Here is an 18,165-nt window from a genome sequence, read left to right as displayed (position 1 = left end):
AAGTTTTAGATCATAAAATAATGTAAAAATAAACATATTGAATTTAAATTTTCTCTAAAGCATACTTTAGAAATAACAAACACACATTGTATAAATTTCAATTTATGGTTATAAATTAATATATAGATGTGTGTAATTCAAAATGTCAATTAAATGGAGTTTATAAATGGAAAAGCAAATTAAAATTCAACTTAGAGATGCTGATAAACTAGAATTTACTTTAAAAGAAACAGCAAATATAGGTGATTATATTTGTTTATCTGAATTTAATGAAATAGATTTTAGTGAATTACAAAAACAAATAAATGATAAAAATAATAAATTAATTAATCAAAGGCTAACAGAATTACTTGAAGAAAAAAGAAAAGACATAATTAATGATTACAAACAAACTAAAGAATATAAGTCTTTAAAAGACCAAATAAATAAATTAACAAGTGATATAAGAGTAGAATCTGAAAAGGTTAATAATGCAATTAATAATTATAAGCAAAGTCCTGAATATCAAAATTTAATTAATGAAAAAAACACTTTAATTAATGAAAAAAACACATTACTTAGTAATTTAAAATTAAAAGAAAATGAATTACAAAATCAAAAATTAAAAACACTTGAAGAATTTCGCAAAGATAAAGAATACATTGATCTTAAAAATAAAATTCAAGAATTAACAAAATTAAATATTGAACTAGAATCCACACATAAAGAAAAATTAAAAATTAAAGAGTTAGAACTTGAAAAAGAATTTAAAGAAAAAATAGATCAAAAACAAAAACATATTGATGATCTTGAAAGACGTAGAAATATTAACAGCAAACTTATAGGCGAAGATTTAGAACAATGAATAATAAATGAATACAATAAATCCTTGCAATTCTCAGAAGATTGTTGCCTAGAAAAAACAAATAAAAATATTGAAGGAACTAAGCCTGATTTTTTATTTAAAGTTTTTTTTGATAATGATATTAACAAAATTATTGGATCAGTTACAATTGAAGCTAAAGCACAAAAAGACCTTTTAGATAAGACTAAAAACGCTACGTCTTTTGATAAATTAGATAAAGATCGCAAAAAACACAAATCTGATTTTGCTTTACTAGTTACAGAACGTGAACCAAATGAAGAATTTTTCATTAAAAAAGTACATGAATATGAAAACATGTACATGTGTCGTCCATTGGCAATGATACCTTTTTTGTCAATAATAAAAATAATTTATAAAAAACGTGAAGAAATTGTAAAAAACACTGGGCAAATTAATTTTCATGATCGACAAAAAATTCTTGATGATTTTGAAGATATGAAAAATAAAATAATGAATGTTCAAATTAAAAATATTAGCTCAAAGTTAGAAGTAATTAAAAAGAATGCTGAAACAATTAATCATTCTGCAAATCAAATTTTAGAGAGTTTAAATATTATAATTGATACACATATTAAACAATTAAAAAATCAATTAGATCAATTCAAAATTCATAAAATTATTAATGAAATAAATTAAAGTGCTTGTTAAACAAAATCATTGTTCTTCTTTATAAGTTATCTCTTAATATAAGTACTATGACTCTAAGAAACTACTTATTTGGAGTCTTAACCCATATTATCAATCAAGGTTTTAAATATTGGGCAAAATACTAGATACAATGAAAAATAATTTTTCAAATAAACTTTTTTTGTGTATAATATCTACGCAAACTAACTTATATTAGTGGTTTGTGTTTGTTAATTTTTGTGCAATTTTTTGCTTAGAAATTTTTCAAGATAGTTCTTTGAAAACTGGATAAAATCTGTCATTTTCTGAGAGTTTGATCCTGGCTCAGGATTAACGCTGGCGGCATGCCTAATACATGCAAGTCGATCGGGCGTAGCAATACGCTAGAGGCGAACGGGTGAGTAACACGTATCCAATCTACCCCAAAGTGGGGGACAACTAGTCGAAAGATTAGCTAATACCGCATAATAAATGCACTATCGCATGAGAAGCATTTTAAAGGTCCGTTTGGACCGCTATGGGATGAGGGTGCGGCATATCAGCTAGTTGGTGAGGTAACGGCCCACCAAGGCGATGACGTGTAGTTATGCTGAGAGGTAGAATAACCACAATGGGACTGAGACACGGCCCATACTCCTACGGGAGGCAGCAGTAGGGAATTTTTCACAATGGACGAAAGTCTGATGGAGCAATGCCGCGTGAACGATGAAGGTCTTAATGGATTGTAAAGTTCTTTTATTTGGGAAGAATTGCCAATAGAGGAAATGCTATTGGTTTGACGGTACCATTTGAATAAGTAACGACTAACTATGTGCCAGCAGTCGCGGTAATACATAGGTTGCAAGCGTTATCCGGATTTATTGGGCGTAAAGCAAGCGCAGGCGGATTAGAAAGTCTGGTGTTAAAAACAACTGCTTAACGGTTGTATGCATTGGAAACTTCTAGTCTAGAGTGTGGTAGAGAGTTCTGGAACTCCATGTGGAGCGGTGGAATGCGTAGATATATGGAAGAACACCAGTTGCGAAGGCGAGAACTTAGGCCATTACTGACGCTTAGGCTTGAAAGTGTGGGGAGCAAATAGGATTAGATACCCTAGTAGTCCACACCGTAAACGATGGATGTTAGGTGTCGGGGCGATCACCTCGGTGCCGCAGCTAACGCATTAAACATCCCGCCTGGGTAGTACATTCGCAAGAATGAAACTCAAACGGAATTGACGGGGACCCGCACAAGTGGTGGAGCATGTTGCTTAATTCGACGGTACACGAAAAACCTTACCTAGATTTGACATCCTTGGCAAAGCTATAGAAATATAGTGGAGGTTAACCGAGTGACAGGTGGTGCATGGTTGTCGTCAGCTCGTGTCGTGAGATGTTGGGTTAAGTCCCGCAACGAGCGCAACCCTTTTCGTTAGTTACTTTGTCTAGCGATACTGCCAACGCAAGTTGGAGGAAGGTGGGGACGACGTCAAATCATCATGCCCCTTATGTCTAGGGCTGCAAACGTGCTACAATGGCCATTACAAACAGTTGCAAATCCGCAAGGTGGAGCTAATCTGCAAAGATGGTCTCAGTTCGGATTGAGGGCTGCAATTCGCCCTCATGAAGTCGGAATCACTAGTAATCGCGAATCAGCCATGTCGCGGTGAATACGTTCTCGGGTCTTGTACACACCGCCCGTCAAACTATGAGAGCTGGTAATATCTAAAACCGTGTTGCTAACCGTAAGGAAGCGCATGTCTAGGGTAGGACTGGTGATTGGAGTTAAGTCGTAACAAGGTACCCCTACGAGAACGTGGGGGTGGATCACCTCCTTTCTACGGAGTATAAACAAGTTTTATACACCATTTTATTAGGTGTTAATATATTAAAATCCAAATTAAACATTCAACCCATCGCAAAGCAATTTGATGTAAATGTTTTTTTGGTCATGATTTTATCCAGTTTTGAGAGAAGTTATCTCTCCTATTGTTTTTCTTTAAGTAAAGTTAAATAATAGAGATGGTTCTTTGAAAACTGAATACAACAAATCTTTCTAGTTCTAGTATGGTAATGTAAAAAATTACTGTATTAATATCAAAATGCTAATGGATATCAAAAATAAGTTACTAAGGGCTTATGGTGGATGCCTTGGCACTGACAGGCGATGAAGGACGTGCGAACCTGCGAAAAGTTACGGGAAGTCGGTTAGAGACGCTAATCCGTAAATATCCGAATGGGGGAACCCAGAATATTGAGAAATATTCTATTTAACTTTGAATTCATAGAGGTTAAAAGCGACACGTTGCGAAGTGAAACATCTCAGTAGCAACAGGAAAAGAAAACGAAAGTGATTCCGTGTGTAGTGGCGAGCGAAAGCGGAATAGGCCAAACCAGAAGCAATTCTGGGGTTGTAGGACTACAATATATGGACTTTAGATTGATAGGAGAAATGGTTGGGAAGCCATGCAAAATAGGGTGATAGCCCCGTATCCGAAATTAATTTAATACCTAAGTAGAATCCTGAGTACGTCGGAAAATGTTATTTTGACGGAATCTGCCCAAACCATTGGGTAAGCCTAAATACTAGTCAGTGACCGATAGTGAACAAGTACCGTGAGGGAAAGGTGAAAAGAACCCAGGGATGGGAGTGAAATAGATTCTGAAACCATATGCTTACAACGTGTCAAAGCACATTAATGTGTGATGGCGTGCGTTTTGAAGTATGAGCCGGCGAGTTATGATGGCAAGCAAGTTAACCTTTAGAAGGGGAGCTATAGCGAAAGCGAGTTTGAAATACAGCGAAATGTATGTTTGTCATTATAGACCCGAAACGGGTTGATCTAGTCATGGGCAGGTTGAAAGTGGAGTAACATCTACCGGAGGACCGAACCGACTTTCGTTGAAACGACAGCGGATGACCTGTGACTAGGGGTGAAATTCCAATCGAAACCCGTGATAGCTGGTTCTCGTCGAAATAGTTTTAAGACTAGCGTAAGATCACGATGAATTGGAGGTAGAGCTACTGAATGTATGATGGCGGCGCCTTGCTGTACTGATTACAATTAAACTCCGAATGCCAATTTATCTATTCTTGCAGTCAGACAGTGGGGGATAAGCTTCATTGTCACGAGGGGAAGAGCCCAGATCATTAAATAAGGTCCCCAAAATATGCTAAGTGGAAAAGGATGTTGAAATACTTAAACAGCAAGGATGTTGGCTTAGAAGCAGCCACCGTTTAAAGAGTGCGTAACAGCTCACTTGTCGAGTGTTTCTGCGCCGAAGATGTAACGGGGCTAAGCATATTACCGAATTTATGGATAATACGAAAGTATTGTGGTAGACGAGCGTTGTATTCTGGGATGAAGCTAAACCGTGAGGATTGGTGGACTGAATACAAGTGAGAATGCCGGTGTAAGTAACGCTTGAGAGTGAGAATCTCTCAAACCGATTGACTAAGGTTTCCTGGACGAGGGTCGTCCTTCCAGGGTTAGTCTGGACCTAAGGTGAGGCTGAAAAGCGTAATCGATGGACAACAGGTTAATATTCCTGTACCAACAATGCAACTGATGGAGTAACGGAGAAGGTTAATGGTTCCCTATTAACGGATTTAGGGTTAAATAATAAGACTTTGTGGTTGGCAAATCCGCCACATTTAAGGTCAAGTTATGAGTACGAGTGAACGCTTCGGCAAGTAGCGAAGAATCATATATCACGCTTCCAAGAAAAGCTTCTAGGGTTAATTGCATGGTTGCCAGTACCGAGAACGAACACACGTAGTCAAGGAGAATATCCTAAGGTTAGCGAGTTAACAATAGTTAAGGAACTCTGCAAATTAACCCCGTAAGTTCGCGAGAAGGGGTGCTCAACTTAAAACTTGAGCCGCAGTGAAGAACGAGGGGGGACTGTTTAACTAAAACACAGCTTTATGCTAAGGCGCAAGCCGATGTATATGAGGTGACACCTGCCCAGTGCTGGAAGGTTAAGGAAGGGGGTTAGCGTAAGCGAAGCTCTTAACTGAAGCCCCAGTGAACGGCGGCCGTAACTATAACGGTCCTAAGGTAGCGAAATTCCTTGTCGGGTAAATTCCGTCCCGCTTGAATGGTGTAACCATCTCTTGACTGTCTCGACTATTGACTCGGTGAAATCCAGGTACGGGTGAAGACACCCGTTAGGCGCAACGGGACGGAAAGACCCCATGAAGCTTTACTGTAGCTTAATATTGAGCAGAATTTCAGCATGTAGAGCATAGGTAGGAGACTTTGATGTAAGTTCGCTAGGACTTGCGGAGTCATCGGTGGAATACTACCCTTGCTTAAATTTTTCTCTAACTGACCGCTGTTATCCAGTGGCAGGACAGTGTTAGGTGGGCAGTTTGACTGGGGCGGTCGCCTCCCAAAAGGTAACGGAGGCGCGCAACGGTACCCTCAGCACGGTTGGAAATCGTGTTAAGAGTGTAATGGTATAAGGGTGCTTGACTGTGAGACTTACAAGTCGAACAGGTAAGAAATTAGGTCATAGTGATCCGGTGGTTCAGAATGGAATGGCCATCGCTCAACGGATAAAAGCTACTCTGGGGATAACAGGCTGATACTGCCCAAGAGTTCACATCGACGGCAGTGTTTGGCACCTCGATGTCGACTCATCTCATCCTCGAGCTGAAGCAGGTTCGAAGGGTTCGGCTGTTCGCCGATTAAAGAGATACGTGAGTTGGGTTCAAACCGTCGTGAGACAGGTTGGTCCCTATCTATTGTGCCCGCAGGAAGATTGAAGAGATTTGCTCTTAGTACGAGAGGACCGGAGTGAGGATACCACTTGTGCTCCAGTTGTACCGCCAGGTGCACCGCTGGGTAGCAACGTATCAAATAGATAAACGCTGAAAGCATCTAAGCGTGAAACTAACTCTAAGAATAATCTTCCCATCCCGCAAGGGAGTAAGAACCGTTATAGACCATGACGTTGATAGGTTATAGCTGCAAGCATTGTGAAATGTTTAGGTGAATAATACTAATCGTTCGAGGACTTATTTTTCCATTGTTTTTTGATTTAAAAAAGAAGTTGTATTTAGTTTTCAGAGAACCATTTTTTGTGTGGTACCCATATCGTCGTGGAAACACCTGGTCCCATCCCGAACCCAGCAGTTAAGCACGATGGAGCCAATGGTAGGGAAACTGAGAGTAGGAAAGTACCACGCTTCTTTTTTAAATAAATAGAATAGGTGAAAAAATTTTTAAAATTTGATTGCCTATTCTATTTTTTATAATTAATTTAATTATTTAATAGAATAATTTTTAGAATATTTTGTTTATTTTTAACTTTTATTTTCTATAATTTTATATGGTTAGTTTGTCGTCGTAGCTCAATTGGATAGAGCATCAGCTTGCGGAGCTGAGGGTTGTAGGTTCAAATCCTGTCGGCGACGCCATTTATTATTTAAGGGCACTTTTTTATAAATCTAAAGTGCTGACAGGTCAAAAAATTAATGTAAGATTCAAAAACTAAAAAGTTGAATCTTACATTTTTGTTATTTTTTATCTTTTAAAGAATGCGGATTAGTATCATTAATATAATTGTTTATAGGTGAATAACTTTTTGTTTTTAAATTTTTAGATACTTTATTTAAATTTTTTACATTTATACATACATTTTTTCTTTTTTTTAATTTTCTTATTAATTCATATTTTTTTCTATTTTTTTGTATTAATAATGGCAAGATTCCCATTATTAAAAGAATTAAAAAAATTATACTGCTTAAAATAATAATCAACATTAAATTATCATATTTTTGATAAGTGGTACCAGGATCTATAGGTTGTGGTTTAGGAGTGGGAATTGGTTCAGGAGTTGGTGTTGGTTCAGGAGTTGGTGTTGGTTCAGGAGTTGGTGTTGGAGTTGGTGCAGGAGGAATAGGGTCAAGGTGCCAAGAATTATTGCAATAGTTAATTTCTTTAGTGACTTCAGCACCTTTGTTCCACAAATAATATGAGTTTGGAAGTCATAAAGATAAGGAACCAAGTTTAAATATTTCATTTTTATATAGTTTTCAATGATCATGATTTATTAGAATTTCATGATTTTGATCACACGAAAAAGAATATAAACCTAAATTTTGAATAATTGCTGATATACCTACTCATTCACCAAATGAATTTATAGAATAAATATTTTCTTTATTTAATTGAATTGGGAAATATTTATATGAAGAATTAACATATAAAAGTCCATGAGTTGTATAAACTACTTCTTCAGTAATATAAAGAATATCAGACTTATGAATTTCATCATTTCATCATGGAGCAAATCTTAAATCAGAATAAAATGAATAAAAGCCTTGTTTAGTTATTAATACTTTATTACCAATTGCAATTATATCTTCAAGATTAATATTAGAGTAAAATTGGTTCTTAGTTGAATTAAAAACCCCAAATCTAGTGATAATAAAATTTTGTGATGAACCATAATAAATATCTGGCAACAATAGTGTTGCATGTCAATTTGTAATTTGTGTTGGTCGTGCTACAACATTACCATCAGAATCAAAAACACCATATTTTGCAACAATTATGCTTTTTCAAAAATAATAGTGGATGACATAAATGCAATATTCTGTTTGTTTTGAATATGAAAATATTTGCTTTGATTTGGAATTAAAAGTTCCTTGTTTAGTTTCGATAATGTTACCTTTTAACTTAATAATATCATCTCTAGAAACACTTGGATATATATCCTTAGCAATTTTTTCACCTTTATAATTAAAAATCCCTTTTCTTGTAACTATAATCTCATCAGTTATGCCAAGAATCTCATTATTTTGAATTTTATTTGGATATATATTTTCTAAAATTTGCTTACCATCATATGTGTCAAAAATTCCATATTTAGTTGCAATAATGTAAGATGAAGAAAGAATGATATCATCTTTTTTAGGTGCAACTCAAGTAGATGTTAATATTCAGTTAAATGTCGGGTTATAATCATCATTATTTGTTCAAATAACACCCCGCTTTGTCACAAATGTCCTATCATTTGTATACAAAATATCACTTTTTTTAAATAGACCATTATCAATTTTAATTTGATATGGATCAAAGGCATTGTCTGCATTAATTGTTAAAAAACCAGTTCCTCTTTTTAGAATTCTTAAGTTAATTTCTCCATTTTTATCACAATTAATGCTAACTAAATCTTTGTTTGATAATTCAAAAGTTGTATTAATTAATTCATTGAAATTAATAATATGGAAAGAAAATGTAGGCTCCATATCAGTCATGACAATTGCTTCATTTTCTGGAATATCTACTTTAATATTAACATATGGGATAGTTTCATTTTTTGTGCTTGATTTTAAAGAACTATAAACTTGATTATCTAAGCTTGTGAAAAAAAATAATAAATTGAATGTACCTAAAATTATTGTAATAGCCAATATCTTGAAAATTAAAAATAAAAATTTTGAATTATATTTTAATTCTTTTGTCTTTTTTATATTCATTATTAATTTACTCTAATCTCACTAAAAGAATAAAAACAAAGCAATTTTTAATTACTAAATTGATTTATTTGTTAAAAAATTTAATTCTTAATATAAGAATAAAGGTACTCATAACAATTACTAACTGCTATTTAAACAATTGGAACAAATTTAAAACAATAAAAATTTACAATTCAAGATTAACTACTTAATATTAACAATTATATTAATAATAAAATTTTACTACTTTAGTTAGCATTTATGTCATAATTTATTTACTACAAGATCTTTTCAATTGATTTATTTAATAAGTAAGAGTCATGTTTATTGCTTGTAGTTTTTATTAATAAAATCTTTAAAAAATAAATTTAAATAAGAACATTTAGTACATAATAAATAGTATGTTTATTTTTTGTAAATATTAAAATATAATATATAAACATGATTTAATAGTAATTAAAAAGGTTATCTAATAATGTCAAAAACACTTAATGGTATTGCTGCATCAGATGGTTTTGCGCTTGCTAGTGCTTATAAGTTAACTGCACCAACATTTAATATAACTAATGAGCAAATTCGTCCAAAAGATGTTAATAAAAATTTAGAATTTGTAGAAAATGCATTTAAAATGGCTACAAGTCAGTTAAAAGCTATTGAATTAAATGCAGCGGCTAAAATTGGGGAATATCAAGCCAAAATTTTTCAGGCTCACATTGAAATTCTGAATGATCCAACTATTTTAGAAGATATTCGCCATTTAATTAGAAATGAACTTTGCAATCCAATGCATGCAGTTAATACTGTTTTTAATGCTACATATGAAAAATTTATTAGCATGGAAGATGCTTATTATCGTGAAAGATCTGCAGATATAGTTGATATTAAAAATCGTGTTTTATCAGTTTTGACAGACTCAGAATTACCAAATTTATTGTCACTTGATAAAAGTGTTATTATTATTGCAGATGATTTATCTCCATCTCAAACAGCTTTGTTAGACAAAAATTATGTAAAAGGTTTTGTAACTAGTATGGGCGGCAAAACTAGTCATGCAGCAATTATTGCAAGAACTTTAGAAATTCCTGCTATATTAGGAATCCAAACAGGTTTGGATAGCATTCAAAATGGTGAGATAATTGCTATTGATGGAACTAAAGGTATTTTGCATTTTGATTTAACTAAAACTGAAATGGAAAGACTTAAAAGTGAAGAAATTGTACTTGCTATTGATAATTCAATTGATGAGTACATTAGTAAAAAGGCAATTACAACTGATGGTAAAGAAATTGATGTCTGCGCTAACATTGGTAAGCCATCAGATCTTGATAATGCAATTAAGCATGGTGCAGGCGGAATTGGATTATTTAGAACAGAATTCTTATATATGGATAGTCATGATTGGCCTACTGAGGAAGAGCAGTTTGCTGCATATAAAGAAGTTGTTGAAAAAGCAAAAGACCAATTGGTAATTATCCGCACATTAGATATTGGTGGAGATAAAATGCTACCATATTATAAATTTGAATATGAATTAAACCCTTTTTTAGGCAATCGTGCAGTTCGTTTTTGTTTAAGTCAACCTAATATTTTAAAAGTTCAATTAAGAGCAATTTTACGTGCTGCTGCTTTTGGTAAAATTGGAATTATGTTTCCAATGGTTACTACATTAGAAGAATTAAAACGCTTAAAAGATTTTTTATTGTATTGTGAAATGGAATTAAAATTAGAAAAAGTAAATACTGGCAAACCTTTGATTGGAATAATGGTAGAAACACCTGCTACAGCAATGCAAGCTGATGCTTTTGCTAAAAATGTAGACTTCTTTTCAATTGGGACAAATGATTTAATTCAATATACATTTGCAGCTGATAGATTGTCTAAATCAGTAAATTATTTATATCAACCAATGAATCCTGGATTATTGCGTTTAATTAAATATACTGTTGATGGTGCTAATAAATCTAGCATTTGAGTTGGTATGTGTGGGGAAATGGCAAGTGATTTTACAGCAATACCTTTATTAGTTGGTTTGAATATTAAGGAATTGTCAATGATTCCATCATCTATTACTAAAGCTAAGAAATTAATTTGTCAATTAAATTATGAAGCTTGTGTTAAATTAGTTGATCAAGCTTTAAATTGCGAATCAGATATAGAAGTTATAAAATTAGTTGAAGATTTTTTGAAAGCTAATAATATCTCTATATAGTTCATTTGTTTAGTTAATAATTATTAATGAATAAGCGTAAGGAAATTTGAATTTTATTTGTTGGAACATTCTCGTTTCTAACATTGATAGCATCAATCCTTACGTTAATTTTTTTTGCTTCATGAATTTATGCAGTTTTATTAATTATTTGTTTTTACTTAATGAGCATAGGATTTGCTTTTTGTATTTTTAATTCTAAGAAAAGAATTATAAATGTTAGATTATGCTGAATTCTTGTAATTTTTTGCATTCCAATTGTGGGTTTATTTATTTTTCTTATATTTGGATTAAATCCATTATTAAGAATGGATAAAAAAACTTATATGCAAAATCAAAAAGAATGAGTTCATTATGAATCTTTTGAATTTACTGAGAAATTTTTGAAAGATGATACTATAAATTCTTATTATCAAAATTTATTTAATTATGCTTATAGTTTGGAAAAAAGACCAATATATGAAAATAATAAAATTGAGATTATAGATTCAACCAAATTATATTCAGAATCAATTAGATTGATTCGTGAAGCGAAAAAATTCATACATATTCAATATTACATAATATCAGATGGTATATGATTAAGATCAATTGCTAATGAATTAATTAAACAAGCCAAAAAAGGTATTAAAGTACGATTTATTTATGATTGAGTTGGTTCTTATAGAAGAAAGCATGAAAAAATTATTGAGCAAATGCGAGAAGTTGGCATTATCGTAGGTATTTTTAATCCTAAAAAATTTACTAAATATACTGCACGTACTAATTTTAGGTGCCATCGTAAGTGTTTAATTGTTGATAATGAAAAAGCTTTGTATGGTGGTTCTAACATTGGAGATGAATATATATGTTATTCACCCGATTTTATTCATTGGTATGATAATAATATTATTTTGTCTGGTGAATGTGTTAAAACTTTAAATTTAATTTTCTCTTTAGATTTAACTGTAAATTGTTTTATTCCTGCATGACAAAAAGATATGGATGATTTAGAAGATAATAAGAAATTTTATTTAGACACTAAAATTGATGTAAATAAGTTTAATAACAAAACAATTGCACAAGTTTTTGAAAGAACAGCAAGTTATGCTGATTTTAATATGACAACAATGTTAATCAGTGCATTTGCTAATGCTAAAAAACGTATTTGAATATCTACTCCATATTATATTCCGGGCGATAGCATTACAGATTTATTAAAGTTTGCTGCTTTATCTGGAATTGATGTGCGTTTGATAGTACCAGGATATCCAGATGATAAAAAATACATTCTTACAATTAATCGATCTCATTACAAATCTTTATTACAAACAGGTATAAAAATTTATGAATATAATGGGTTTGATCATGCAAAAATGATATTAATTGATGATGAATTGACTATTTCAACTACTAGTAATTTAGATTTTAGATCATTAATCATAAACTATGAGTCGGGTATTTTAATTAAGGATAAAAAAGTTGCTGAGAAATTTCAAGAAGAAATGATGAAATTATTTTATTCATCTAATTTGGTAAATGAAAATATGTTAACTAAGCACGAATGGAATTGAATTAGATTTAAAATGTTATTTATTAATATTTATCACCCATTGTTATAAGCAAAACAAAGTATAAAATCAATAAAAACTATATAATGTAAAAAGGAAGTATGTAAATGCATCCTCATTAAATTTTATTAAATGAAAGCTTAGGAAGAAATTTACTATGGTCAAAACCTTTGAAAGTTGAAATAAATGACTTAAATTTTTAATTGTATTTTTTACATTAGGTTATTTTAGTGCCATCTATCGAATCGTTTATTATTTTGAAAAAAAGACAGATAAGCAAACATTATTATTTGGTCTTATTTCTTTAATTCCAATTATTGGTTTTATTGCTTGAATTTGTGATTTGTATTCAATCGGAATTTATAATCAAATTATTTTATTAATTTGATAGATTTATTTAAAATAATCTTAAATTATTTAGTTTATATATGTATATTTTCAAATTATGAAAGACATTTTTAGCAAATGTAATTCCAATCCTCATTTAGATTCAATTAAACAAATGGATGTGTATCCTTTCTTTACACAACTTGAAACTAAACAAGATATTGTTGTTAAAATGAACGGGCAAGAAGTTATCATGCTTGGTTCAAATAACTACTTGAGTTTGACTAATAATGATGAAGTAATTAATGCTGGAATTAATGCATTAAAAACATATGGTTCAGGTGTATCTGGTTCTAGATTTTTAAATGGTACAACAATTCTTCATGTTCAATTAGAAAAAGAATTAGCTAATTTTTTAAATAAAGAAGATTGCATAATTTTTTCTTCAGGTTTTAATGCAAATTTGGGCATTCTTTCTTGTATTGGAAATAGAAATGATGTAATTTTTTGTGATCGTGAAAATCATGCTTCTATTTATGATGGTATTAAGTTAGGTTTTGCTCAATTAGAACGCTATTATCATAATGATATGGATGATCTAGAAGAAAGACTAAAAAAATATTCAGACAAAGATGTTGGTAGTTTAATTGTTACTGACGGTGTATTTTCAATGTCGGGAGAATTATGTAATTTACCAAAAATTGTTGAATTATCTAAAAAGTACAATGTCAGAATTATGGTTGATGATGCCCATGGATTTGGAGTTTTAGGAGTTTCTGGTCGTGGTACTCCTGAATATTTTGGGTTAGAAAAAGATGTAGACATTATTATGGGGACTTTTAGTAAATCATTAGCAAGTTTAGGCGGATATATTGCTGGACCTAAAAAAATTATGGAATTTATTAGGCATACATCAAGACCTTTCATTTTCGCTGCAGCTTTGCCGCCTGCTAATTTAGCTTGTGCTCAAAAAGCATTATCAATTATTAAAAATAGTCCAAAGCGAATTGCACATTTAAAAGAAATGTCACATTACTTAAGAAATAAATTAGCTGGTAAAAATATTAAAATTGGAGGTCATATAGATGTTCCAATTATTCCAATATATTCTGGTTCAGAATTAAGGACATTAGTTTTATGTAAATATCTTTTTAATAATGGTGTTTATGTTAATCCTATTTTGCCGCCAGCAGCTCCAGCAAATAATTGTTTAATTCGTTTGAGTTTACAAAGCAATATAACAACTAAATTAATTGATAAAGCTGTTTCCATAATTATTGATACTTTTTCTAGAATTCCTCAAAATGATGAGGACATTTTAAAATTGTTTGTAAATAAATAGATAAAAATATTAATTAATAAAATATTTATTGTATTAAAATTAACTAACTTTAACATTAAGTTAGAGTTGCTTTGTAACATAGAGGACAATTTATATTTATGAGCATAAAAGAAAATGGTATACATGTCTATAGTGAAATTGGAAAGTTACGTGACGTGTTAGTACACCGTCCTGGTAGGGAGTTAAATTTTTTAGACCCAAGTAGATTAGATGAATTGCTATTTGCAGCTACATTAGAACCAGAAACTGCACGTTTAGAACACGATAACTTTACAACAGTATTAAAAAATCAAGGAGTTAATGTAATTGAATTAGCAGACCTTGTTTCACAAACTTATTCTAAAGTTGATAGCAAAGTTAAAAAAGAATTTATTGATCAATATTTAAATGAAGCGACACCTAAATTAACATCTGAACTAAGTAAAAAAGTTTATGATTTTTTAACCAAACAAAAAAGTAATCGTGAAATGGTTGACTTCATGATGGGTGGTATTTTAAGTTCTGATTTAAATATAAAAGGACAACCTTATTTAATTGTAGAACCAATGCCTAATCTCTATTTTACACGTGATCCTTTTGCAAGTGTAGGAAATGGAGCAACAATTCATTGAATGAAACATAATGTTAGACGTCGTGAAGTTTTATTTGCTAATTTTATTTTTAAATATAATGAACGTTTTCAAAATACCCCTAAATATATTACACCTACAAAAGGATTAGATATTGAAGGCGGTGATGTTTTTGTCTACAATAAGAAAACTTTAGTTGTTGGTGTCTCTGAGAGAACCAAAATGGAAACAATTAAAGAACTTGCTAAAAATATTTCTAAGAATAAAGAATGTACATTCACTAAAATTTATGCAATTAATGTACCTAAAATGCCAAATTTAATGCATTTAGATACATGATTAACAATGTTAGATTACAATAAATTTTTGTATTCACCAAACATGTTATCTGTTTTAAAGGTTTGAGAAATTAATATATCTAATAACAAAGTATCTGCGCCAAAAGAATTAAATGTGAATTTAGAAAAAGCTTTAAGCATGATTATTGGTAAAAAACCAATTTTAATTCCAGTAGCCGGCGCAAATGCTTCACAAATTGATATAAATATTGAAACTAATTTTGATGCAACCAATTATCTTGTTATTGAACCAGGAGTAGTTGTTGGTTATTCTAGAAATAAAAAAACTGAAGAAGCTTTAGTGAAAGCAGGTATTAAAGTATTGCCTTTCCATGGCAATCAATTGTCTTTGGGTATGGGCAGTGCAAGATGTATGTCAATGCCTTTGTATCGAGAAGATGTTTAAAACAATAAAAAAATTATTTATTTTGATTGGAGTTATTTATGAGTCTTAATAATGGTTCAATAAATAATGAGTATGCGAATGATGGTTCGCTAGTTATTTATAAGAATAAGATGAAAAAACCTGAACCTGAACGATCTCTTGCTAATGCCCCTACAAGCAAGAAAATTGGTTTTATTAGTGCAATTATGATTGTTATTGGTAGTTCAGTTGGTGCTGGTATCTTTTTTAAATCCAGCAAAGTTTTAGAATATTCAGGAGCAAATTTATATTGAGCTATTTTTGCTTGAGTTGTTGCAGCATTTGCTGTAATTTGTATGGCACTAGCTTTAATTGAAATTGCAAGTGCTCGAAATGACAATTTATCATTAATTGGATGGTGTAAAGAATTTAATGGTAAATATATTTACAAAGGTTGTAAGTACTTTATGACCTTCATTTATTTGCCCTTAACTTTTTTCTTCATGCCGATTTATGTAATCGTCTCGCTTCAAGATGCTTTAGCTGGTTTTGGTGTTAATAATAGTTTTAATACAGCCAATGACTGAGCTATTTGAATGGTTATTGTATTAGTTATTTCTGTGTATTTTATTTTTGTTTGTGGTCTTTCTTCTAAAGCAACAAATATTCAAAATTGAATTATTACTTCTTTAAAATTTATTCCACTAGCTGTTGTTGCTATTTTAGGATTTGTTTTAGCTGCAATGCCAGTTACAGATGCTACTGGAACTGTTATTTCAGGTGGAATAAATAATACAGATGCTCCTGAATGATGAAATAATAAAGCAGTTGACTTTTTTAATTTAACTCCTGGATTTGGAATTTTTGGAGCAATGGCTGCTATTTTCTTCGCATTTGATGGTTTTTATGTAACTGCTGGTTTACAATCAGAAATGAAAGAACCTAAAAAAACACCAAAAGCTATTTTTATTGGATTGGTAATAGTTACTATAATTTATCTAACAATTGCTATCTCAATGTCTTTGGGTAGTGCTGGTGGTAGTTTTTATTCTTTCCAAGATTGATTAAAGTCTAAAAATGTTTCATGATTATTTGGTGTAATTAATATTTTAATTGCTGTTGGTGTTTTAGGAATTATTAATGGTTTTGGGGCATGAGCACCACGTTTTGTTGAAGATCTTGTACAAGAAGGTGAATTAGTTGTTCCAACTAAATCTTTAGTTCTTTTAAATAAACCACGCCCTTGATTAGGCACATTATATACATGTGCTTTAAGTATTCCAGCAATTATCATTTTTTGTACAATAGGTGGTTTAGGTTATTTCCCTGGCGGTTATGCTGGTGCATACGATGGTGCTGGTTTTTCTTCACAAGCTAAATTAATTAATTTTGCTGATTTAATGGCAACTTGGGTTTCATTGTTTGCTTTTGGATTTATTGCATTTGCAATTTTTGGCGGATTAATGAATCGAAAAACTAATCGAGTTCAAACAGAACAAAATAAATATTTCAAATTTACTGGATGAGCAAGTTTTATTTTGGTCTCATTTAGTTTATTATTGAGTGTTATTCAACCTTTTGTAAATACAGGTTTAGTTGGTCATCAGATAGGTTTAAGTGATACTGATTTAACTAATTTAATTAATAATTCTAATGATCCTAATTGAAGTGTCCAAGATTATCGATTAAGTTTAAATGATTCATTAACTGGAAATATCTTGTTATGTGTGATTTTATTCACATTTGCAGGTATATGTTTTGGCCCAGTTTTAATTGAGGAAAAATCTGCTAATAAACGTTACAACCGACTAGAGACTCTTCGTAATTTAATTAACCATGATAATGAAATATGTACAAAAGCAAAAACTGCAATAATGCAAAACAATATGAATGACTTTGCTAATGTATTAAAAACTAATTTTAATGTTAATGATAATGATGCTAATTATGTTGCTACTAAATTAGTTGCTTTTTCTAAATACAAATATTTAATGCAAGTAGATTCTTCATTTAATTTTAAAAAGGAAGCTTTGTGATCATTGGATAAGCAAATTGAATTAACTTCTATTTGTATTGACAACTACAACAATAAGCATTGATATTTTGTTAGAAAAGCTCCACATTAATTTAGTAGTTATTTAAAATAAAAATTACAGAAAACCAAAAGTTGTTTAATAACTCTTTTGGTTTTTTTGTTTTAACTAAAAAAAGTGCATATGGATGCACTTTAGTTGTTTTTATAAATGGTATCAGGGACCGGACTTGAACCGGCACAGTTTTACCCATAAGCACCTCAAGCTTACGTGTCTACCTTTCCACCACCCTGATATTTAATTTTAGTTATAATATATTTAAATACAAAAATAAAATTTAATAAACACTAATTTTATTCTAATTTAATATAATGTAATTATATTTTGAATACAGATTTATTAAATGCTAAAAAATAGATATTGAGATATTTATTACAAATGTGCTATTTATAAACACGGTTCAATAAGAATAAATTATATCTTAAATATTATTTA

8 protein-coding genes, 2 tRNA genes and 3 rRNA genes are annotated in these 18,165 nt (G+C 31.0%); 11 read left to right on the top strand and 2 right to left on the bottom strand.

Features of this window, described 5'->3' with window-relative positions:
* Positions 1 to 166: 166 nt before the first annotated feature.
* The 5 genes from T383_RS0102085 to T383_RS0102065 all read left to right on the top strand — a co-directional run bounded on the left by T383_RS0102085 (position 167) and on the right by T383_RS0102065 (position 6,895).
* Positions 167 to 1,501, top strand: a complete 1,335-nt coding sequence (locus T383_RS0102085; protein WP_033160030.1) for a DUF2130 domain-containing protein — start codon at positions 167 to 169, stop codon at positions 1,499 to 1,501.
* 292 nt (positions 1,502 to 1,793) lie between these two features.
* A 16S ribosomal RNA gene (locus T383_RS03640) occupies positions 1,794 to 3,308 on the top strand.
* Between the two features lie 281 nt (positions 3,309 to 3,589).
* Positions 3,590 to 6,501, top strand: a 23S ribosomal RNA gene (locus T383_RS0102075).
* A gap of 58 nt (positions 6,502 to 6,559) precedes the next feature.
* Positions 6,560 to 6,664: ribosomal RNA gene (gene rrf / locus T383_RS0102070) — 5S ribosomal RNA — on the top strand.
* Together the 16S, 23S and 5S rRNA genes with 1 tRNA gene alongside form the textbook arrangement of a ribosomal RNA operon.
* 154 nt (positions 6,665 to 6,818) lie before the next feature.
* A tRNA-Arg gene (locus T383_RS0102065) sits at positions 6,819 to 6,895 on the top strand.
* A 99-nt stretch (positions 6,896 to 6,994) separates the two neighbouring features.
* Here T383_RS0102065 and T383_RS03955 read toward each other — a convergent pair.
* Positions 6,995 to 8,962, bottom strand: coding sequence for a hypothetical protein (locus tag T383_RS03955; protein WP_033160029.1), 1,968 nt, complete (start codon positions 8,960 to 8,962; stop codon positions 6,995 to 6,997).
* A gap of 454 nt (positions 8,963 to 9,416) precedes the next feature.
* Between T383_RS03955 and ptsP the strand changes: the two genes are divergently transcribed.
* The 6 genes from ptsP (at position 9,417) to T383_RS0102030 (ending at position 17,763) form a co-directional block, all read left to right on the top strand.
* Positions 9,417 to 11,150: a phosphoenolpyruvate--protein phosphotransferase gene (gene ptsP, locus T383_RS0102055; RefSeq protein WP_033160028.1), complete on the top strand. Its 1,734-nt coding sequence runs from the start codon at positions 9,417 to 9,419 to the stop codon at positions 11,148 to 11,150.
* A gap of 161 nt (positions 11,151 to 11,311) precedes the next feature.
* On the top strand, positions 11,312 to 12,748 hold the full coding sequence (locus tag T383_RS0102050; RefSeq protein ID WP_169735592.1) for a phospholipase D-like domain-containing protein: 1,437 nt from the start codon (positions 11,312 to 11,314) through the stop codon (positions 12,746 to 12,748).
* Positions 12,749 to 12,854: 106 nt separating this feature from the next.
* A complete protein-coding gene (locus T383_RS0102045) occupies positions 12,855 to 13,088 on the top strand; it encodes a hypothetical protein (protein ID WP_033160026.1) in 234 nt (77 codons plus the stop codon).
* A gap of 54 nt (positions 13,089 to 13,142) precedes the next feature.
* Positions 13,143 to 14,366, top strand: coding sequence for an aminotransferase class I/II-fold pyridoxal phosphate-dependent enzyme (locus tag T383_RS0102040; RefSeq protein WP_211246831.1), 1,224 nt, complete (start codon positions 13,143 to 13,145; stop codon positions 14,364 to 14,366).
* 98 nt (positions 14,367 to 14,464) lie between these two features.
* Complete coding sequence (locus T383_RS0102035; RefSeq protein WP_033160025.1) at positions 14,465 to 15,679, top strand: arginine deiminase family protein; 1,215 nt, start codon at positions 14,465 to 14,467, stop codon at positions 15,677 to 15,679.
* A 38-nt stretch (positions 15,680 to 15,717) separates the two neighbouring features.
* On the top strand, positions 15,718 to 17,763 hold the full coding sequence (locus T383_RS0102030) for an APC family permease (RefSeq protein WP_052664014.1): 2,046 nt from the start codon (positions 15,718 to 15,720) through the stop codon (positions 17,761 to 17,763).
* Between the two features lie 118 nt (positions 17,764 to 17,881).
* On the opposite strand, the gene T383_RS0102025 is transcribed toward T383_RS0102030, so the two are convergent.
* Positions 17,882 to 17,965: transfer RNA gene (locus T383_RS0102025), tRNA-Leu, on the bottom strand.
* Between the last annotated feature and the right edge of the window lie 200 nt (positions 17,966 to 18,165).

Origin of the sequence: Mycoplasmoides alvi ATCC 29626, assembly GCF_000701785.1 — a bacterium.
In the GTDB taxonomy this organism is placed as follows: domain Bacteria; phylum Bacillota_I; class Bacilli_A; order Mycoplasmatales; family Mycoplasmoidaceae; genus Mycoplasmoides; species Mycoplasmoides alvi.
This window is presented reverse-complemented; position numbering and strand designations above follow the sequence as displayed.